This is a genomic window from Erythrobacter insulae (assembly GCF_007004095.1).
Classification (GTDB): domain Bacteria; phylum Pseudomonadota; class Alphaproteobacteria; order Sphingomonadales; family Sphingomonadaceae; genus Erythrobacter; species Erythrobacter insulae.
This window is the reverse complement of the sequence record NZ_VHJK01000001.1, coordinates 2,117,045-2,137,714: the sequence shown is the minus strand read 5'-3', so window position 1 is coordinate 2,137,714 and position 20,670 is coordinate 2,117,045. Positions and strand designations below refer to the sequence as shown.

Here is a 20,670-nt window from a genome sequence, read left to right as displayed (position 1 = left end):
TGAGCAAGTCTTCATCTGCCCCCATATGACCGTGCATGGCGGAATTGATTATCAGACGCGGGCTGGAAGAACCGGATACCAGCGAAGACTTTACCCCGCACCGGCCTGAACGCCCTGAAAAGAGTATGCCGGGCAAACGGTTTGAGCTGGTCTCCGAATACACACCTGCCGGGGATCAGCCGACTGCAATTGCAGAACTGGTCGCCGGGACAAAGGCCGACGAAAAAACGCAAACGCTGCTTGGTGTGACAGGATCGGGCAAGACTTTCACCATGGCCAAGGTGATCGAGGAATTGCAGCGCCCCGCTTTGATCCTTGCCCCGAACAAGATTCTCGCAGCGCAGCTTTATGGGGAGTTCAAGAGCTTCTTCCCCAACAATGCTGTCGAATATTTCGTATCATATTACGATTATTACCAACCCGAAGCCTACGTCCCGCGTTCCGACACGTACATCGAAAAAGAATCGAGCGTGAACGAAGCGATCGACCGGATGCGTCATTCGGCCACGCGCGCGCTGCTTGAACGCGATGATGTGATCATCGTCGCTTCGGTCTCATGCCTCTACGGTATCGGATCGGTCGAGACATACTCGGCGATGATTTTCGACATCAAGAAAGACGATACCGTCGATCAACGCGAGCTCATCCGCAAACTTGTCGCCTTGCAATACAAGCGTAACGATGCCGCCTTTCAACGCGGCACTTTCCGCGTGCGGGGGGACAATCTGGAAATCTTCCCAAGCCATTATGAAGACACCGCCTGGCGCATCAGCTTTTTCGGGGACGACATTGAGGAAATCAGCGAATTTGATCCGCTTACCGGCACCAAAGGGAGATCGCTGGACACGGTACGGGTGTATGCCAACAGCCACTATGTAACCCCCGGCCCGACCATGAAACAGGCGGCAGAGGCGATCAAATTCGAGCTTGCAGAGCGGCTGAAAGAGCTGGAAGCCGAAGGCAAGCTGTTGGAACATCAACGCCTTGAACAGCGCACCCATTTCGATCTCGAGATGATTGCCGCAACCGGAAGCTGCGCGGGGATCGAGAATTACTCCCGTTTTCTGACAGGTCGCCTGCCGGGCGAGCCACCGCCCACCTTGTTTGAATACCTGCCCGAAAACGCGCTGTTGTTCGTGGATGAAAGCCACCAGACCGTGCCGCAGATCGGCGCAATGTCAAAGGGCGATCACCGCCGCAAAATCACGCTTGCCGAATACGGTTTTCGCCTGCCATCCTGTATCGACAACCGCCCCTTGCGTTTCAACGAATGGGACGCGATGCGCCCGCAAACATTCGCAGTCAGCGCAACCCCCGGCAATTGGGAAATGGAGCAGACCGGCGGCGTTTTTGCCGAACAGGTCATTCGCCCCACCGGCCTGATCGATCCGCCGGTAGAAATCCGTCCAGTCGAAGATCAGGTGCAAGATTGCATTCAGGAATGCCTGGCGACCGCAAAGAAAGGGTACCGGACACTAGTCACCACGCTGACCAAGCGGATGGCCGAAGACCTGACCGAGTTCATGCACGAAGCGGGCGTGCGCGTCCGTTATATGCATTCGGACGTCGAAACGCTGGAGCGTATCGAGTTGATCCGCGATCTGCGGATGGGTGTGTATGACGTGCTCATCGGGATTAACTTGCTGCGCGAGGGGCTCGACATTCCGGAATGCGGGCTGGTCGCGATCCTTGATGCGGACAAGGAGGGTTTCCTGCGGTCCGAAACATCGCTCGTCCAGACCATTGGCCGCGCCGCGCGCAACGTCGATGGCAAGGTCATCCTGTATGCCGACCGCATCACCGGCAGCATGGAACGCGCGATGGCCGAAACCGACCGCCGCCGCGAGAAGCAGGAAGCATACAATAAAGAACACGGCATCACGCCGACCACAATCAAGCGTAACATCGCCGATATTGTCGGTGACACAGCCAGCAAGGACGGCGTCACGGTCGATCTGGAAGATGACGGGGTGAACAACCTCGTCGGGCACAATCTGCGCAGCTATATCGAAGACCTCGAGAAACGCATGCGAGACGCCGCAGCCGACCTCGAATTCGAAGAAGCAGGACGCCTGCGCGATGAAATCCGCCGGCTTGAAAATGACGAGCTGGGCCTGCCCGATGCCGAGAAAAAGGCGCCAAAAGTCGGCCGCTCGGACGCCGGACGTCCCGGCACGCGTAAAACGCGATACGGCAAGAAACGCACGAAATTTATGGGCGGCAAACCGTGAAGCAATCTTTCATCCTGACACTGCTTGCGCCTGTGGCTCTTGTATCTGCCTGCAAGCCGCCGCCAACAGACGCCGGGCTAGACCGCGAAATACCTGTGGCTGCGCCGACCTTTGCATCGGACCCGCTACCCTCACCGGATACCGAGCAAGCAGTATGGGCCCCTTCCACAGAAGCGCGGCGCATCATTTACGGCGTGCCGGGTGAGCCTGCGATGCTGGCGCTCGCCTGTGTTGAACGCGATGGCCAATCCGAGGCTTTGCGCATCACCCGGATCAGCCCCGCCGACGAAGGCGCGACCGCATTGCTTGCTTTGATCGGCAATGGTGCGATCGGGCGAATCGAAGTCGATGCGACGAAACAGGGCAATCGTTTTGTCTGGCAGGGTGAACTCTCCGCTGCCGATACCAAGTGGGAGCCATTGAACGGCCCTCGGCAAGCCACTGTGACTGTGCCCGGTGCGGGCATGGTCACGCTCAATGCCAGCAGGCTTCCTGAAGACTTGCTGCAGGAATGCCGCTCGCTTTAACGATCCGCTTTTTCGGCCAAGAGATCGGCCAAGAGATCGGGCGTGAGGACCTGCGGCAATTGCTCGGCTTCTGCACCGGCTTCGTACCATAGATAAAGCGGCACACCGGCCGCGCCCTGATCGGTCAGGAACATCGTGATTTCCTCATCGCGCACTGTCCAGTCGCCAACCATGGTGATCACGCCTGCGTCCTTAAATGCATCGCGCACACTCTCGCGTTCAATGGCGATGCTTTCATTGACTTTGCAAGTGACGCACCAATCAGCGGTGAACCACAAGAACACAGGCTGACCCGAAGCGCGCGCCTTGGCCAGCGCCTCGCGGCTGAAGGCGATGGGTTCATGAATCGATTCAGAAGGCTGCGCGCTTGGCGCAGCGTAGCTGTATGGCAAAGCGAACGCGCCGAAAATGACAAAGGGTGCGGCGATCAGGCCAAAGGCGGGCCAAGCCATTTTTCCTGCGGCTTGCAAACGTCCCACCACCGCAAGCGCCAGCACGATGCCGAACAGCATAACCAGCGCAAACATCGCAAAACCGCGCCCGCCCAATTGCACCGTCAGCCAGATCAGAGCGAGCGCCGTCAGCCCCATCGGGATCGCCATCGCTTTGCGGAATGTCTGCATCCAAGCGCCCGGCTTTGGCAAGCGATTGCGCAGGGCCGGGACAAAGCCGATCAGCAAGAATGGTAGCGCAAGGCCAAGACCCAGCATCGCGAACAGCAACAAAGCCTGCACCGTCGGCAGCAGCAAAGCCGCGCCCAGTGCCGCCGCCATAAACGGGCCGGTGCACGGCGTCGCTGCAAAGGCCGCAAGCAGACCCGTGGCAAACGCTCCGCCCGGTTTTCCGGCTTGCGTAAAGGACAGCGAAGGCAGTTCAAAAAGCCCTGCAAAATTGACCGTAATCATCGTGGCCAACACCAGCAAAACGATGACGACAGCGGGGCTTTGCAATTGAAACGCCCAGCCCACCTGTTCGCCCGCCGCGCGCAGGGCCAGCATCAGCGCGCCGAGCCCGACACAGGCCAGCACCACGCCTGCTGTGTAAGCAATGCCTTCGGAACGGGCTTTCGCCTCGCTCTCGCCAGCGCGCGCCAGCGACAGGGCTTTTAATGACAGGATCGGGAATACGCACGGCATGATGTTGAGGATCAATCCGCCGACAAGCGCGCCGAGGATCAGCGTCCAGAGCGGCGGCGTATCGGCTCCTATCGGGCCCGCGATCATCGTAGAAAGCCGGGGGACATTGCCTCCGCCCGCTTCGAATCGCACGCCTGCTCCGTCTCCGAATGCGAGAATGCCGGACAGCGCCTCTGCTTCGCCCGTGCCATATTCATCAAGCGGAATTTCTGCGACCAACATGTCGCCTTCTCGCATAAATGTCTGCACGGCCGCATAATCGACCAGACGCTCATTCCCGATAAAAACGTGCGGGGCGGGAAGGTTCACAGCGCCGGGAAGCGGAATCGCAATTCGCACCGTTTTGCCAACGATTTCGAATGTGCCCCGCGCATCCAGCAACGGCGCGGTCTCTGCCTGCCAGCGCGCAAAATCGCCGCCTTGCCCCGCCACAAGGACCGCATCCTGCGGCACGCAAATACGGTCTGTACAAGCGAGATATTCGACATGACCGGCGATATCGGGAATTCCGCCGATTTGCGCATTGGCGGGAACCGAGATCGGCACCAACACCGCATATTCGCCTTCGTAAATATGGTTCATCAATCCGCTGATCAACAGCGTCTCGGGCACTGGATAGAGCGCTTCGCCCATTTCCCAGCCCGCGGGCAAATCCAGACGCAGCATCATACCCTGACCTGCATCACCCGGATTGGACCAATATCCGTGCCATTCACGTGCGCTGGGCGTAAATTTCAGCGCCAGCATCCATTTTTCGCCTGCGGTTGGCACCCCGTCCGCAAACAGCTCGACCGCGATATTCCCATCGCCATAGCGAGCTTCGACCGGAAGATCCTGAGCCGAAACGGGCGCAAACGCCGCCACCATTGCAGCGCACGCAATCAGCCATGCAACGATTTGACGGGTCGCAGTGTGGATCATTCTTGCCTCGGACACACTCGACCCTCTAGGCATTGAATCCGGTATTCGCAATTGGCGCGAGCACCCATGACATTTTGGCATGCGATTTCAGTGGGCAAACAGACTATGAGCGATTCACGCGATCTTCTAATCCTTGGCGGCGGACTTGTGGGGATGACTTTGGCCCTCGCAGCTGCGCGTCAGGGGCTTTCCAGCCACATCATTGACCGCGCCGACCCGGCGGAATTGACCGCCGAAGGGTTTGATGACCGCGCAACCGCAATCTCAACCGCCAGCTGGCACCTGTTCACCAATATCGGCATCGCAGAGGGCCTTGAACAATTCGCCTGCGACATCGCCAGCATCGCGGTAACCGATCAAAACCTGCCCGGACGGCTGGATTTCACGCCAGAGGCGCATGAAGGCACATTGGGCCGAATGTTCCCGAACCGCCGATTGCGCCTCGCCATGTTCGAAGCCGCCGCCGCAGAGCCATTGATAAACTGGGTATCCAAAGCCGAAGTGATCGAGCGCCAGCGCAGCGAATTTGGCGCAGCTGCGATCATCTCTCGCGAAGGCGGCGAGCCGGAAAAACTGATGGGCCGCCTGATGGTCGGTGCCGAGGGCCGCGGATCGCCAACCCGCGATGCGGCGGGCATCACGATCGCCAAATGGGATTACAAACACCGCGCAATTATCGCCGGCCTCACCCATTCAAAACCGCACGGCAATGTCGCGTGGGAAATATTCTATCCGGCCGGACCATTCGCGCTGCTGCCGATGAATGATGATGCCGATGGCACGCACCGCTCTTCGCTGGTGTGGACTGTATCCGAAGACGACGGAAAAGCCGTCACCAAGCTGGGGGACCGTGCGTTTCTGGCCGAAGTGCAAAAGCGGATGGGTGATGTGCTGGGCGAAGTGACCAGTGTTGGCGCGCGTTCGTCTTGGCCGCTTGGTTTCCACCACACTGCCAAGATCACCGGAGAACGGCTCGCGCTGATCGGTGATGCGGCGCACGGTATTCACCCGATTGCAGGACAAGGCCTCAATCTGGGTCTGCGCGATGCGGCGGCTTTGGTTGAAGTGTTGACAGACGGGGCGCGGATCGGACTTGATCCCGGCGATGCGCAATTGCTGACCCGGTATGAAAATTGGCGCGGGCTCGACAGCTTTATGGTTGCGCTGGCAACCGACGGGCTCACGCGTTTGTTTGGTGTACCGGGCAAGACCGCATCAGCGGCGCGTAGATTGGGCATGAGCGCGGTGCAGCGCACCGATCTGCTCAAGACTTTCTTTATGGACGAAGCGCGCGGCGTATCGGGCGATCTTCCTGAATTGTTAAAGGCTTAATCGCCGCCGGAACTGCCGACCGGGCTAGGCTGATTGATAAGATTGCCCGTGCCATCACGCAGGCCGCCCTGATCCAGAACAGCGGCCGTTTCGATATTCTCAAGCGCAGCCATCGCGTCGCGGAATTTTTCGGCATCCGCGATCCAGCTTTCGGCTTTTTCCGCGCCGGGCATATTCTTGATTTCGTCAATCGCGTTTTGGTACCGGCCTTGCTCCAGCGCATATCGCGCCCGTTCCAGCCGTCTTTCCGGCTGCGGTGATGGTGTGTCCTCGCGGCGAATTATAAACAGTTCGCCAATTTCGCGCTGAAATTTCGCCCACGAAGGCCCCTCTTCGGTAGCGGCCAATTGCGGCCCTAACCCTTCGAGCCGCGCCAGCAATGTATCCAGCCGGATGGGCGGATCACTGCGCGCAAAATTGATGATGGTGCCGACCGCGTTGGGACGCTCATCGCCAAAGCGCAAGCGCAGCTGATCGGCGAGATAGCCCAGCTCTGCCCCGCGTTCGACAGCGCGCCGCGTTGCAAACGCGATCAGCAGCCCTTCGGCGCGCGCGGCATTGCCCGCAGCAGCCTGAGCCTGAAGATCGAGCCGAGCAAGCCTCTGTTCGGCAGCGGCGAGACGTTGATCCAGCCCGCCTTGCTGCTCGGCCAAGCCGGATACAGCCTCCACCGCTTCCTCGGCGCTTTCAGGCTCGATCGGTTCGGACAGCGGTGTGGGCGTCGGTGATATTTCGGCGATTGGTGCCGCACTGGGGCTGGCAGCGGCAATCGCTGGCGTTTGATCGGCTTCGGTCGCGGGGTCGGATCCGATGTTGTACCAAACAACATAACCGACCAGTGCGCCGCCGATGGCGAAAGATGAAACAGCCGCAAGCAGGATCCCCTTCGCAGAGGATGGCTTTCGGCGGCTACCGTATTTCGATTCCATTTTTATCCGTTCTACAATCCTGAGCGACCCACCACCCGACTGGAATGCTACCGCATTATTGGCACAAGCGGTCCACCATGGCCAGAAGCGCCGCATCGTCCGGCCGCTCTGAAACGTGGATAGCACGCCAATCCTTGCCCGCGGCTGAAGCAATGCGCGGGCCCAGGACCGCCAATTCGATTCGGCCCTTATCAAAACCCAAGCGATTGCATTCGTTCGCAAAATGCTCCGCTGCCGCAGCAGAATGAAGCAAGACTATCGAACGGTTTCCGTCATGATCCATAACCGCAGGCTCAAGCGGCAAAGCTACGCTTTTGTACGCAATCACTTTGTGGATATTAACGCCCTTGGGCGGATCAAGAGGAACGTGATCGGCCCCGGCAATCCGCAAAAGCCGGAGCGGCGCATGGAGCGCATCGAGCACATTTTGAAGGCCCCCGCTGCCCACAGAGCCAATCTGGAAACCGGCCTGGCGCGCCGTTTTTTCCGTAGATTTCCCAACCGCATGGACTGGCTTATCAAGGAAATGCGCCAGATTGACGCCGCCGTGCCGTATGGCATTCGCGCTGCCAATCAGGAGCGCATCAATCTGCGCCGGATCGGGCGCTTCCCAATCCAATGGCCGGACCTCGAACAGCGGCGTTCCTGTGACCGCCAGGCCCAAGGCACGCGCGCTTATGATCGTAGATGTCAGCCCCGGCTCGGGCCGGATGGCAAGGATATGCGTCATTTGCCGCCGGTGAAATGCTCTGTCACTGCAATGCTTGCGCGCGATAGCAAATCACGCGCCAGCTCGGCGACAGCGCCATGATCGTTCGCGGCAAAGGTCACGTTTCCTGCAACCCGTTCTGAACCATCAGGGCTGAAAACCGCTGCTTGCATGGTCAGCGTATCCAGATCGCCTTGGCACAGAACAGCAACAGGGCTGTGACATGTTCCGCCCAGCGCCGCGAGCAAAGCGCGCTCTGCGGTCAATTCCGCTGCGGTTTGCGCATCACCGATAGCCGCGAGGTTTGCGCTCGCTTCGGCATCATCAGCGCGGCATTCCAGCGCAATGACACCTTGTGCAGCGGCGGGCAGCCAGTCTTCGCTGGGCAAGGGATTGCCGACATCGGACTGGCCCAGCCGCTCAAGTCCGGCTGCGGCCAGAAAAGTCACATCAGCCTCGCCCGCTTTCAATTTGCCGAGCCGTGTCGCGACATTCCCGCGAAACGTCACCACTTTGCAATCAGGACGCAGGTTCAAAAGCTGCGCGGCGCGGCGCGGTGCGCTGGTGCCCACAGTAGCCCCTTGCGGGATGGCGGCAATATTCGCGGCACCGACCAGCGCATCGCGGCGATCAGCGCGCGGCAGAAATGCCGCAAAATGGAACACGTCAGGCCGGATTGTTTCAACATCCTTGGCCGAATGGACCGAGGCATCAATCAGCCCTTCGGCGAGCCACGCGTCGAGCTCTTTGGTCCACAGCGCCTTTCCGCCGATTTCTGACAGCGGGCGGTCCAGCACCTTGTCCCCGCTGGCCATGACGGGAACGAGCTCAACCTCGTCCTCACTCCAGCCATGCGCTGCGCAAAGCCGCGCCTTGGTTTCGACCGCTTGCGCCATCGCCAAAGGCGAATTGCGCGTGCCTAATCGCATTTTGGGCCGCACCATCTCATTACCTATTTGTGTATTGTTACTCATCGGTGCGCTTGCTCTAGCCTCGCAAGGCATTAAGTGAAAGGACGATGACGGTTCAATCCACCACGCCTGAAGCCCAAAAGCTCGTGCTCGGTATAGAATCGAGCTGCGACGAGACTGCGGTTGCGCTGGTGACCGACGATCGCCGCATTATCGCCCAACGAATTGCCAGTCAGGATAAAGAGCACGCGCCCTATGGCGGGGTCGTCCCCGAAATTGCCGCCCGCGCTCATGCAGAGCGGCTGGCACCGATGATCGAAGCCGTGCTGGACGATGCCAAGCTGACGCTTGATGATGTGGACGCAATTGCCGCGACTGCCGGCCCGGGCCTGATCGGCGGCGTGATGGTTGGCCTGGTGAGCGCAAAGGCGCTGGCGATGGCCAGTGATAAGCCGTTGCTGGCGATCAACCATCTGGAAGGGCACGCGCTGTCGCCGCGTCTGGCCGATGCTGAGCTCGCGTTTCCTTATCTCCTGCTGCTCGTATCGGGCGGGCATTGCCAGATTTTGAGCGTGGAAGGTGTTGGCCAGTATCGCCGGCTTGCCACGACAATTGACGATGCGCTGGGTGAGGCCTTCGATAAAACCGCCAAGATCCTTGGCCTCGGCTATCCCGGCGGCCCGGCGGTTGAAAAACTGGCACGTGAAGGCGATGCCGCCGCCGTACCCCTGCCCCGCCCGTTAAAAGGCTCCGGCGAACCGCACTTTTCCTTTGCCGGTTTGAAAAGCGCGGTGCTGCGCGCGGTCGAAAGCGGCGATCACAAGCCAGCCGATATCGCGGCGAGTTTTCAGCAGGCGGCCGTCGATTGCCTGATTGATCGGCTAGAAAAAGCGATTGCCGGGTCACCAGCGATGCCTTCGCTGGTGGTCGCAGGCGGGGTTGCTGCGAACATGACCATCCGCAGCGCGCTTGAGGCATTGGCGCAAAAGCACACGATGCGATTTGTCGCGCCGCCTTTGGCGCTGTGTACAGACAATGCCGCGATGATCGCCTGGGCTGGCTGTGAACGGCTGCCGCTGAATGAAAGCGCACCGCTCGATTTCAAGGCGCGGCCGCGCTGGCCGCTGGACCCTGATGCAGAGGCCGCGCGCGGCGCCGGAGTAAAGGCATGAGCGAACGCAAAACCATCGGCGTAATTGGCGCTGGCGCATGGGGCACCGCCTTGGCGCAAATGCTCAGCACGGACGGGCGCGGCGTGATGCTGTGGGCCTATGAGGATGAAGTGGTCAACGCGGTGAATTCGGCCCATCGCAATCCGCTTTTTCTCCCTTCTGCCGAACTTTCCCCCCAAATCCGCGCGACCGGCGATCTGGCCGATCTTGCGCGTCTGGACATGGTTCTGGTTGTTACACCCGCACAGGTGCTGGGGCGGGTTCTGGCAGATCTGCCCGAATGCCCGCGCGATCTGGTACTGTGTTCCAAAGGTATCGAGGCCGGAACCAAACGACTGATGAACGATGTCGCCCGGGCCGCCTGCCCCGACAGCGCAATCGCAGTGCTTTCCGGTCCCACGTTCGCGCATGAAGTAGCCCAAGGGCTGCCAACGGCGGTGACACTGGCCTGCGACGGCGGACGCGAGCATTGGGACCGGATTTCTCCGGAAATCGCCCGGCCAGCCTTTCGGCCATATTATTCAGACGATGTCACCGGCGCAGAGATCGGCGGAGCGATCAAGAATGTGCTCGCGATTGCCTGCGGCGTGGTCGAGGGTTTGGGACTGGGTCAAAATGCCCGTGCCGCCCTGATCGCGCGCGGTTACGCAGAAATGCTGCGCTTTGGCGAAACGCTTGGCGCCCGCACGGAAACGCTCGCGGGCCTGTGCGGCCTCGGCGATCTGGTGCTGACCTGTTCGTCCACTTCCAGCCGGAATTTCGCGCTGGGTAAAGCGCTGGGCGAAGGGCAAAATGCAGCCGATCTGATGGCCGACCGCCGCACCGTCGCCGAAGGCGCGCATACCGCGCCGGTGCTGGCTGAATTGGCGCAGGAGCGCGGCATTGCCATGCCCATTACAACCGCCATGAATACAATCCTGCAAGGCGAGAACCCGCGCGATATCGTTGCTGCGCTGCTCGCCCGTCCATTGCGATCCGAACAGGAAGAGAGCGAGTGAACACGCCCGCTTCCCCTGCTTCAGGGCCCAATGACGGTCAGGAAGATATGGCCGCGCTTGCAAAAGGGGGCCGCACAAACACGCTGGGTTTTGTGATCCGTGCACTGGGCGGCATTCCGTTCCTCTTTATCGGTTACAGGCTGTACGGGGTCGAGGACATGGGCCGGTTTGCCGCCGCCTTTGTCATTATCGAGATTTTCGCGCTGATTTGTGCGCTTGGTGAAAAACGCGGTCTGGCGCAGCGCCTGACCGAAGGCGCGGACGAAGACGGACAACGCCGGGTCAATCTGGTGTTTGACGGGATGCTCGCCTGTTTGCTGGTGTCGATGCTGGTCGCGGCGGCTTTGATATTGTTTCCTACGATCATGTTTCCGAATGGCACGAATAGCGATCTTGATATGTGGATGATCGCCGCCATTCCGGCATTTGCACTGACGGAGATTTTGCTGGCGGCGCAGGCCTATAAATATGACATCGCAACCACTGTGCGCGCCAGAGCGATTGTGGAACCTTGGACCCGGTCGATCGCGGCCGGAGTATTTTTCTTTATCCCTGCAATCAGCGAGGCGGGACTTGCGCTGGCGTTTCTGGCGTCGATCTATGCCGCATTGCTGACTGCGCTATGGTCGTTCCTGCGTACCTATGGCCTGCCCAAAGGCTGGAGACCGAGGCCGCGTTACTTGTTAAAGATGACAAGCCGCGCGCTGCCTTTGGTCGGGGCCGATGTAATTGAACGCGGTACCCGGCTGCTTGATGTTTTCCTGCTGGGTCAGGCGACATCATCGGCGGCGGTCGGCATCTATTTCTTTGCCAAGGAAATCGCGAGCCTGCCGCAAAAGCTGAAAACCAGTTTTGAACCAATCCTGTCGCCGGTCATCACCAAGAATTTGAAGATCGGCAATATGGAGGCCATCGCGGCGCAAGTGCGCCAGGTGGGTTTCTGGATCATTGCCCTGCAACTGGGTGTGGCGCTTGCCTTGTCCATTCCGGGCGAGGCAATCATGGGGCTTGGCGGCCCCGCCATCGTCGGCGGCACCGGCGCGCTGGCGATCCTGCTCGCGGCAGAGGTCGTCGCGTCGATGGCGGTCGTCTCGGAAAGTGTGCTGGTTTACATTGCCCGCAAACGAAACTTGTTGATGTCGGTGGGTATCATCACTTTGCAGGCAGCGCTCACGATTGGATTTATTTTCCTCGCCGATCATCTTGGCCTGGATGAAGGGTTCAAAGCCGCAGGGGCCGCGCTTGCGCTGTTCCTTGCGCTGGGCGTGTCGAGCATCATCAAATCAAAAGTGCTCAAGACGCTATTGAAAGCCCCGGTTACGAACTGGCGCTGGGGCCTTGTCTGGGCGACGGGTCCGGCGGTTCTGGTCGGGTTCGTGTTCACAGAGTTTTTGCCGGAATGGACCGAGCTTGTCTTCGGCATACCGGCCATTTTCGGGACGTATCTGTTCGTCATCTGGAAGCGTTCTTTTGGTCCAGAGGACAAAGTGCTGTTTCGCAAAAAGGTGGTTGAACCAGAAATGGCGCTTGGCACCGGCGAGCCTCCGGCCAAGTAACGCGCGATTTGGGCTGAACAATGTGGCCGCCCAAGTCAGCCAAGCCAGCAATACCAGCAAAGCCAGCAAACCGCAGGTGAAATCGTGTGGCATTGCCATCACGCTTTCACCCTCTTTTGCGTCCGGGCTTGCGCTGCTAAAGGTCGCGGGAGATTCATTCCGTCCCAAGAGGCCTGCTTCATGACTTTTGATCAAATGCTCCCGTATATTCTCATCGGCCTTGCCGTGTTGCTGATGATAATCGCGTTCGTTTTTTTCGGTACGCGCACAACCAAGGTTTCAGGCTCGATCAAAAATGATGTGCTGGACGATGGCGCATCGCGGGCCGCACGCAACCAGGCGTTGATTGATGCCCCGACCGCCGTGAAACGCGATGTTGGCGTTACCTCTGCCAATGCCAATTCGGATGCAATCGCAGCGGCAGGGGCCAGCGCAGATGCCGAAGCCGGCGTAAGCGTGGCGCCGTCTACTGCGCCTGCCACGCCGGCACCAAAGCCAGCTGCTGCACCTGCACCCGCCGCAACGCCAGCCCCCACCCCTGCTCCGGCACCAGCACCAGCACCAGCACCAGCAGCCAAAGGCGAAGCGGACGATCTGCGGCAAATCAAAGGCGTCGGACCAAAGCTCGTCACGCTGCTGGCAGAGCAAGGTTACACGCGGTTCGAACAGATCGCCGCGTGGTCGGATGCCGATGTCGTCCGCGTCGATGCGACGCTTGGCCGGTTCGCCGGACGGATCACCCGCGATCAATGGGTCGAGCAGGCGAAACTGCTCGCATCTGGCGAATCCACCGCCTTTTCTGAAAAGTTCGGTCAGAATAAGTAGGATTATGTGGAACTAAATGTCTTGCCATATGGTAAGTAACCCGTGGGATCAGAAAACGACTCAGGGGAGAGGCATTTAATGACACAACGGATTCTGGTGGCCGAAGACGAGATGATCGTCGCATTCGACCTGTGTGACACCGTCGAAGAAGCAGGCTTTCAGGTTGAGGGCCCCCATGCTGGAATCTCCTCGGCCATGCTCGCTTTTCAGAAACAAAAGCCGGACGTCGCGATTCTTGATATTCAACTGGATGATGGGATCGTTTTCCCGCTGGCGCAGAAACTTGCCGAGGAAAATGTGCCGATCATCTTCCATTCCGGTCGGCATACCCGTGAAGAGGTGGAGGCGCGTTTTCCGCAAGCCACCACTCTCGCAAAACCATGCCCGCCCGCCGCGATGATCGAAGCTGTCAACCAAGTGATCGAGGCGGCCTGACCCGCTTTGGCCCATAGGGCTTCGATCGGTCCTTTTCTCGAACTGAACTCTCGCCTAGGCTCTTATGCAAAGAGACAGGAGAGGCCAGTTTGAGCGAAGAACTATTTCCGGTGCCCGGTGAATGGGCAGCGTCGGCGAAGATCAACGCGTCTGCTTACGATGAACGCTATGCCCGATCGATCAGCGATCCCGAAGGGTTCTGGCGCGAGGAATCGCAGAGGATCGACTGGATCAAACCTTGGGAAACGCTCAAGGATGTAAGCTACAACGAGGCTGATTTCCGCATTGGCTGGTTCATGGGCGGAAAGCTCAATATCTGTGCCAACGCGCTCGACCGGCATCTGGAAACGCGCGGCGATACACCAGCGATCATCTGGGAACCGGACCACCCCGATACGCCCGGTCGCACGCTGACTTACCGCGATCTTCACACCGAAGTCTGCACCTTCGCCAACGTGCTGAAAGCCAACGGGGTCAACAAAGGCGACCGAGTAACAATCTACTTGCCGATGGTACCAGAGGCCGCCATCGCCATGCTCGCCTGCGCGCGGATCGGCGCCGTGCATTCAGTCGTATTTGCCGGCTTCTCTCCCGATGCGCTGGCGGGGCGCATTGAAGATTGCCAGTCAAACATCGTGATCACCGCCGATGAAGGCCTTCGCGGTGGAAAGAAAGTACCATTAAAAGCCAATGTCGATGCTGCGCTGGAAAAGACGCCCGCCGACACCGTAATCGTTTATCGGCACACCGGCGGCAGTGTCGGCTTTGTTGAAGGCCGCGATGTGTGGTGGCATGACGCCGCTGCCAATGCCTCGCCCGAATGCGCAGCGGAGGCGATGGACGCCGAAGACCCGCTGTTTATCCTTTACACATCGGGTTCAACCGGAAAGCCCAAAGGCGTGATGCACACCACCGGCGGATATGCTGTGTGGACCAGCATGACGCATGAATACGTGTTCGATTACCGCCCCGGTCAAGTGTATTGGTGCGCCGCCGATGTCGGCTGGGTCACCGGCCACAGCTATGTCGTCTATGCCCCGCTCATCAATGGCGCGACGCAGGTGATGTTCGAAGGTGTGCCGAATTACCCGGATGTCAGCCGGTTCTGGAATGTCGTTGACAAACATAAAGTGGAAATTTTCTACGCTGCGCCGACCGCGCTGCGCGCGCTGATGCGCGAAGGCGATGACTGGGTGACTAAAACCGACCGGTCCTCGCTCAGGCTGCTGGGCAGTGTGGGCGAGCCTATTAATCCCGAGGCATGGGATTGGTATCACCGCGTTGTTGGTGAACGCCGCTGCCCGATCGTTGATACGTGGTGGCAGACCGAAACAGGCGGCGCGATGATCACCCCCCTGCCCGGCGCGACCGATCTGAAACCCGGCAGCGCATCAAAACCGATGTTCGGTGTGCAGCCCGCTCTGGTCGATCCAGAGAAAGGCACATTGCTGAAAGGGGCGGCATCGGGCGCGCTGGTTATCACAGATAGCTGGCCGGGCCAGATGCGCACGGTTTACGGCGATCATGACCGGTTTTTCCAAACCTATTTCAGCCAGTATCCCGGATATTATTTCACCGGTGATGGCTGCCGCCGTGATGAAGATGGCTATTACTGGATCACAGGCCGCATCGACGATGTGATCAACGTGTCGGGCCACCGCATGGGCACAGCAGAGGTGGAAAGCGCGCTGGTCGAACATCCGCTGGTGTCAGAGGCCGCCGTGGTCGGCATGCCGCATGATGTGAAGGGACAAGGCATTTACGCCTATGTCACCACCAATGCGGGCACCGAAGATAGCGAAGAGCTGCGCAAGGAATTGGTGCAATGGGTCCGCAAGGAAATCGGCCCGATTGCAACGCCCGATGTCGTCCAATTTGCCCCCGGCCTCCCCAAAACACGGTCGGGTAAAATCATGCGCCGGATCCTCCGCAAGATCGCAGAAAACGATACCGGCAATCTCGGCGATACATCAACTCTTGCCGATCCCGGCGTGGTCGATGATCTTTTGGCCAACAGACCGCGTACCTAACCAGACAACACAAGAGGTTGAAACACACGGCTATGCCTGCAACAGACACCTCAAAATAGTTTCAGGAGTAACCAATGGCCGGAATGGCGCCTTTCAACTGGGAAGACCCCTTTGATCTCGAAACCCAGCTGACCGAAGACGAGCGGATGATCCGCGATACCGCAAATGCGTTTGCCCAAAGCGAACTGCAACCGCGCGTGATCGAGGCTTTTCGTAATGAAGTTTCCGCGCCGGAACTGTTCCCGCTCATGGGTCAGGCTGGCTTGCTCGGTGCGACCATTCCCGAAGAATATGGCGGCGTTGGCGCCTCCTATGTCGCCTACGGTTTGATCGCGCGCGAAATTGAGCGTGTGGACAGCGGCTATCGCTCTATGGCGTCGGTTCAATCCAGCCTCGTGATGCACCCGATCTATGCCTATGGATCGGAAGAACAGCGCCGCAAATATCTGCCCGGACTTTCATCGGGCGAATTGATCGGTTGCTTTGGCTTGACCGAACCTGATGCCGGCAGCGATCCAGCCGGTATGAAAACCGTCGCCCGCAAAGACGGTGACGGATACGTTTTGAACGGCGCGAAAACCTGGATTTCAAATTCGCCATTTGCCGACATATTTGTCGTCTGGGCCAAATCAGAGGAACATGGCGGCGGGATCCGCGGCTTTGTCCTTGAAAAAGGCATGAAAGGGCTATCCGCCCCCAAGATCGACGGCAAAATCTCGCTGCGCGCCTCCACCACCGGCGGCATCGTGATGGAAGATGTAAAAGTCGGCGCAGATGCGTTGCTGCCCGATGTTCAGGGTCTGAAAGGTCCATTCGGATGCCTGAACCGGGCGCGCTATGGCATCAGCTGGGGCGCGATAGGGGCTGCAGAATTCTGTATGCACGCCGCCCGCCAATACGGCCTTGACCGCAAACAGTTTGAACGCCCGCTCGCCGCGACGCAGCTTTATCAGAAAAAGCTCGCCGATATGATGACCGACATTGCACTGGGCCTTCAGGCGTCGCTGCGGGTTGGCCGATTGATGGACGAAGGCCGCTTTGCGCCGGACATGATTTCAATCGTGAAACGCAACAATGTCGGCAAGGCTTTGGATATTGCCCGCCAATCGCGCGACATGCACGGCGGCAACGGCATATCCGAGGAATATCAGGTAATCCGCCACGCGGTGAACCTTGAAACGGTAAACACCTACGAAGGCACGCATGATGTCCATGCATTGATCCTTGGCCGCGCAATCACAGGGATTGCAGCGTTCGGGTGATGAGAGGAACACATTCATGAAACTGCACGGATATTACCGCAGTTCAACATCGTACCGGCTTCGCATTGCGCTTGAGCTGAAACAGCTCGAGTACGAGCAAGACCCTGTGAACCTGCTTGAGAGTGCGCAGAAGGACGATGGCTTTACCAGCCGCAATCCGTTTGCATCTGTTCCCATGCTGGAGGCTGGCGGGCGCGACCGCGCACAGTCGATGGCGATGCTGGAATGGCTGGACGAGGCGTATCCCGATCATCCGCTGCTGCCGCCCGATATTGAAGATCGCTACACCGTGCGCGAATTAGCCTATGCCATCGCGACAGAACTGCACGCGCCGCTTAATCTGCCGGTGCTCAAATATCTGAAAGATCCGCTGGGCCATTCGCAGCGGATCGTTGATCACTGGTATCGCCATTGGTTGAAACGCACGCTCGACCCGGTCGAGCAGCGGCTGAAACAATTGGATACAGGCGACTTCCTGATGGACAAGCCCGGCCTGTTTGAAGTCGTTTTGATCCCGCAGATATATAACGCGCGGCGGTTTCATTATGACCTGTCCGAAAGCCCGCATATCTGCCGGATCGAAACCGCGTGCCTAGCATTGCCCGCTTTCCAGCGCGCACATCCCAACAATCAACCCGATAATCCTGAGAGGGGCTAAGGCCTTATGAAACTCGCAACGCTCAACGATGGAACGCGTGACGGCAAACTGGTCGTCGTGTCCACAGATCTCACCCGCTGCTGCGCCGCTGGCTACATTGCGCCGACACTGCAATATGCGCTCGACAATTGGGCGCGGGTTGCGCCCGAGCTGGAAGTGCTGGCCCGCGATGTCGAACACGAAGCGGTGCCGTGTGAGCGGTTTCATGAGCGTCAGGCCCACTCGCCTCTGCCCCGCGCCTATCAATGGGCTGACGGATCGGCGTATATCAATCATGTCGAGCTGGTGCGTAAAGCGCGCAATGCCGAGGTACCAGACAGCTTTTACCACGATCCGTTGATGTATCAGGGCGGCAGTGACAACTTCCTCCCGCCGCGCGCGGACATTCCGCTCGGCGATCCGGCATGGGGCTGCGATATGGAAGGCGAAGTCGCCGTGGTGACTGACGACGTGCCGATGGGCGTTTCAGTCGAAGATGCGGCCGGGCACATCAAATTGATCATGCTGGTCAACGATGTCTCTCTGCGCGGCCTGATCCCTGGCGAACTCGCCAAAGGCTTTGGCTTTTTCCAGTCCAAACCCGCCAGCGCGTTCTCACCAGTTGCGGTTACTCCGGACGAGCTCGGCGAGGCATGGGCAGACAGTCTGATCCATCTGCCGCTTATGGTTGATTACAACGGCGAGCCGTTTGGCCGGGCGCAGGCAGGCAAGGATGCCACCTTCAACATGGCGCAGCTTGTCGCTCATGCGGCCAAGACCCGTTCGCTTGGCGCGGGCACGATCATCGGATCGGGTACCGTTTCGAACAAAGGCCCCGAGGGCGACCCCGGCAAGCCGGTGGCCGATGGCGGACTTGGATATTCCTGCATCGCGGAAATCCGCATGATCGAAACGATCCGCGACGGAGAAGCCAAGACCCGTTTCATGCGCGCAGGCGACACCGTGAAAATCGAAATGCGCGACGCCGCAAATCATTCGATCTTCGGCGCCATCGAACAAGAGGTGGTGGAGGCATAAGCCCCCACCGTACGCACCTGATCTAATCGCTGGCTAAAGAGCGTCGCCGCGCAATATCGCCTTCGCGCCGCGCATCGATCTTGTCCACGAAACAGTGGTTCACATCGCGGTGCTCGGCCTCATCCGCCCGCACCGCGATAATCACGTCGCGAAGCCGCGCATCCTGCGGCAATTGCCAATAATCAATCGCGATTTGAGGCGCAGGCACATTTTCATGCCGCCCCGCATCCACTTCGATCAGATATTGGGTGTAGCTGAACACCGCCTCTTCTTCGAAATATCCCACCACGCGGTGCGCAGTGCGCGGTGCGATCAGGTACAGGAAGAAATAGAAGTTGTAGAAGATCATCTGGACCGCGACGATCAGGGCGCGCTCTAACCGGTTGGGCTGCGCAATCTCGATAAAGGTCATCAGATGCATCCGTTCGTTCTCCGCTTCATCAAGCAGGGTTCGGATCCAGCCTTCATCATCGCGCATGTTGCGCAGCGCAGTCAGGTGCTGCCACAGGCCGCCAACCATGCCCGGCACAGCGGCCACGGTTTCCAGCACCACTGCCCGGTGGCCATAGCGTTTGGCAAAAAATGTATCGGCAAAAAACCGCAGCAGCTTCACAAAGCTGAACGCGATTTTATCGCTCAAGGTCTCCGGCGCGACATGCGCCTCCAATTCGGCGTCATAATTGACCTGCCGGACAAGCGTACGGGTATCAAACTGTTGCATGGGTCACTCTAAAGTGGCCCGGCCCCTTCTGCTTGACCTCATATCAAGCGCCCTGACCGGGTCTCTATCGGCCCGTCCCAAATAGCGATTCAGGCGCGCACAATCTCGCGATTTCGCCGCAGCAAGTGTTCGATTTAATGCAACAGACTAAAAGCCGAGGCTTGCTGCAACCGCTTCATTCACAATCTTGCCCTGATGCACGTTCAGGCCCGGTGTGAGATGCGGATCGTCGGCGCAGGCTTTCACACCCTTCTCAGCCAGCGCAAGCCCGAAAGGCAGCGTCGCATTGTTCAAAGCATAGCTGGAGGTAAGCGGAACCGCGCCGGGCATATTGGCAACGCAGTAATGGATCACATTATCGACTTCATAGGTCGGATTTTCATGGGTCGTCGCTTTGGATGTCTCGAAACAGCCGCCCTGATCAATTGCCACATCGACCAGAACCGCGCGGTTCTTCATCAGTTTCAGATCTTCACGCGGCACCAGATGCGGCGCGCTGGCACCGGGGATCAGGACAGCGCCGATCACCACATCCGCCGCTGTCAAAGCCTGTTCGATAGTGCCCGCGGTGGAATACCGGGTGCTGACGCGGCCCTGAAACATCTCGTCCAATTGCCGAAGGCGCGGGAGAGAGCGGTCAAAAATCTCGACATCCGCGCCAAGACCCACAGCCATCCGTGCCGCCTGAGTGCCAACAACACCGCCGCCGAGCACCACAACGCGCGCTGGCAAAACGCCGGGCACGCCGCCCATCAACGTGCCGCGTCCGCCATTATTTGCACGCAGCGCCTGTGCGCCCGCTTCAATTGAAAGCCGCCCGGCGACTTCGCTCATCGGGGCGAGCAGTGGCAGGCCGCCGCCCGGCCCGGTTACTGTTTCATAAGCCACCGCAGAGACGCCCGCCTCCATCAGCCCGCGCGCCTGATCGGGATCAGGGGCAAGATGCAGATAGGTGAACAGGATTTGCCCTTCTCGCAGCTGGGTCCATTCACCGGGCTGAGGCTCTTTGACTTTCACAATCATGTCTGCGCGCGCGAAAACTTCTTCGGCTGTGCTGACTATTTCCGCGCCGATCCTGGCATATTCAGCATCGGATTTATCGATGCCCGCGCCCGCACCCGTCTCGACAATGACAGCATGACCGCGCGAAATATATTCACGAGCAGCCTCTGGTGTAAGCCCCACGCGATATTCGTGGTTCTTGATCTCTTTGGGGACGCCGACCAGCATAGTTTACTCCTGAGACTCGAATAATTCATCGCAACAAACGCGCAATAATGTTACAACCAAGCGCAAAATT

General features: G+C 59.1%; 18 protein-coding genes. 12 read left to right on the top strand and 6 right to left on the bottom strand.

The annotated features are described in order from the left end of the window. Positions 1-35: 35 nt before the first annotated feature. Together uvrB and FGU71_RS09965 are read left to right on the top strand one after the other, a co-directional pair. Complete coding sequence (gene uvrB / locus FGU71_RS09970) at positions 36-2,231, top strand: excinuclease ABC subunit UvrB (RefSeq protein ID WP_142788425.1); 2,196 nt, start codon at positions 36-38, stop codon at positions 2,229-2,231. Further along, positions 2,228-2,758 carry a hypothetical protein gene (locus FGU71_RS09965; RefSeq protein WP_142788424.1) on the top strand — a complete coding sequence of 177 codons (531 nt, stop codon included), beginning with the start codon at positions 2,228-2,230 and terminating at the stop codon, positions 2,756-2,758. The genes uvrB and FGU71_RS09965 overlap by 4 nt, the downstream gene beginning before the upstream one ends. Here the strand turns inward: FGU71_RS09965 and FGU71_RS09960 are convergent. Further along, complete coding sequence (locus FGU71_RS09960; protein ID WP_142789086.1) at positions 2,755-4,815, bottom strand: protein-disulfide reductase DsbD family protein; 2,061 nt, start codon at positions 4,813-4,815, stop codon at positions 2,755-2,757. The two genes, FGU71_RS09965 and FGU71_RS09960, sit on opposite strands and share 4 nt — an antisense overlap. A 105-nt stretch (positions 4,816-4,920) precedes the next feature. On the opposite strand from FGU71_RS09960, the gene FGU71_RS09955 reads away from it, so the two are divergent. Continuing rightward, complete coding sequence (locus FGU71_RS09955; protein ID WP_142788423.1) at positions 4,921-6,147, top strand: FAD-dependent monooxygenase; 1,227 nt, start codon at positions 4,921-4,923, stop codon at positions 6,145-6,147. On the opposite strand, the gene FGU71_RS09950 is transcribed toward FGU71_RS09955, so the two are convergent. Genes FGU71_RS09950 through hemC form a run of 3 tightly spaced genes read right to left on the bottom strand, consistent with a single transcriptional unit; the run spans position 6,144 to position 8,759 of the window. Next, on the bottom strand, positions 6,144-7,076 hold the full coding sequence (locus FGU71_RS09950; RefSeq protein ID WP_142788422.1) for a hypothetical protein: 933 nt from the start codon (positions 7,074-7,076) through the stop codon (positions 6,144-6,146). The genes FGU71_RS09955 and FGU71_RS09950 overlap by 4 nt on opposite strands. A gap of 55 nt (positions 7,077-7,131) precedes the next feature. Beyond that, positions 7,132-7,806: a uroporphyrinogen-III synthase gene (locus FGU71_RS09945; protein WP_142788421.1), complete on the bottom strand. Its 675-nt coding sequence runs from the start codon at positions 7,804-7,806 to the stop codon at positions 7,132-7,134. Continuing rightward, entirely contained in the window at positions 7,803-8,759 is a 957-nt protein-coding gene (hemC, locus tag FGU71_RS09940) for a hydroxymethylbilane synthase (RefSeq protein ID WP_267901814.1), read from the bottom strand. Before hemC ends, FGU71_RS09945 begins: the two co-directional genes overlap by 4 nt. A 44-nt stretch (positions 8,760-8,803) precedes the next feature. Between hemC and tsaD the strand changes: the two genes are divergently transcribed. The 9 genes from tsaD to FGU71_RS09895 all read left to right on the top strand — a co-directional run bounded on the left by tsaD (position 8,804) and on the right by FGU71_RS09895 (position 18,649). Beyond that, a complete protein-coding gene (gene tsaD, locus FGU71_RS09935) occupies positions 8,804-9,868 on the top strand; it encodes a tRNA (adenosine(37)-N6)-threonylcarbamoyltransferase complex transferase subunit TsaD (RefSeq protein ID WP_142788420.1) in 1,065 nt (354 codons plus the stop codon). Then, positions 9,865-10,866, top strand: coding sequence for an NAD(P)H-dependent glycerol-3-phosphate dehydrogenase (locus FGU71_RS09930; protein WP_142788419.1), 1,002 nt, complete (start codon positions 9,865-9,867; stop codon positions 10,864-10,866). Before tsaD ends, FGU71_RS09930 begins: the two co-directional genes overlap by 4 nt. Before the next feature lie 47 nt (positions 10,867-10,913). Beyond that, the gene (locus FGU71_RS09925) at positions 10,914-12,422 is read left to right on the top strand and encodes a lipopolysaccharide biosynthesis protein (RefSeq protein WP_142789084.1); all 1,509 of its coding nucleotides are present in this window, start codon (positions 10,914-10,916) and stop codon (positions 12,420-12,422) included. A gap of 180 nt (positions 12,423-12,602) precedes the next feature. Then, positions 12,603-13,247 (top strand): hypothetical protein, encoded by a 645-nt coding sequence (locus tag FGU71_RS09920; protein ID WP_142788418.1) that lies wholly within the window; start codon positions 12,603-12,605, stop codon positions 13,245-13,247. Positions 13,248-13,325: 78 nt separating this feature from the next. Beyond that, complete coding sequence (locus FGU71_RS09915; RefSeq protein ID WP_142788417.1) at positions 13,326-13,682, top strand: response regulator; 357 nt, start codon at positions 13,326-13,328, stop codon at positions 13,680-13,682. Between the two features lie 89 nt (positions 13,683-13,771). Next, positions 13,772-15,712, top strand: a complete 1,941-nt coding sequence (acs, locus tag FGU71_RS09910) for an acetate--CoA ligase (protein WP_142788416.1) — start codon at positions 13,772-13,774, stop codon at positions 15,710-15,712. 74 nt (positions 15,713-15,786) lie between these two features. After that, the gene (locus FGU71_RS09905) at positions 15,787-16,974 is read left to right on the top strand and encodes an acyl-CoA dehydrogenase (protein WP_185960267.1); all 1,188 of its coding nucleotides are present in this window, start codon (positions 15,787-15,789) and stop codon (positions 16,972-16,974) included. A gap of 16 nt (positions 16,975-16,990) precedes the next feature. Further along, positions 16,991-17,632, top strand: a complete 642-nt coding sequence (gene maiA / locus FGU71_RS09900) for a maleylacetoacetate isomerase (RefSeq protein ID WP_142788415.1) — start codon at positions 16,991-16,993, stop codon at positions 17,630-17,632. 6 nt (positions 17,633-17,638) lie between these two features. After that, positions 17,639-18,649, top strand: coding sequence for a fumarylacetoacetate hydrolase family protein (locus FGU71_RS09895; protein WP_142788414.1), 1,011 nt, complete (start codon positions 17,639-17,641; stop codon positions 18,647-18,649). 22 nt (positions 18,650-18,671) lie between these two features. Here FGU71_RS09895 and FGU71_RS09890 read toward each other — a convergent pair whose 3' ends face one another. Together FGU71_RS09890 and ald are read right to left on the bottom strand one after the other, a co-directional pair. Continuing rightward, positions 18,672-19,370 (bottom strand): alternative oxidase, encoded by a 699-nt coding sequence (locus FGU71_RS09890; protein WP_142788413.1) that lies wholly within the window; start codon positions 19,368-19,370, stop codon positions 18,672-18,674. A gap of 147 nt (positions 19,371-19,517) precedes the next feature. Beyond that, entirely contained in the window at positions 19,518-20,600 is a 1,083-nt protein-coding gene (gene ald / locus FGU71_RS09885) for an alanine dehydrogenase (protein ID WP_142788412.1), read from the bottom strand. Positions 20,601-20,670: the final 70 nt, after the last annotated feature.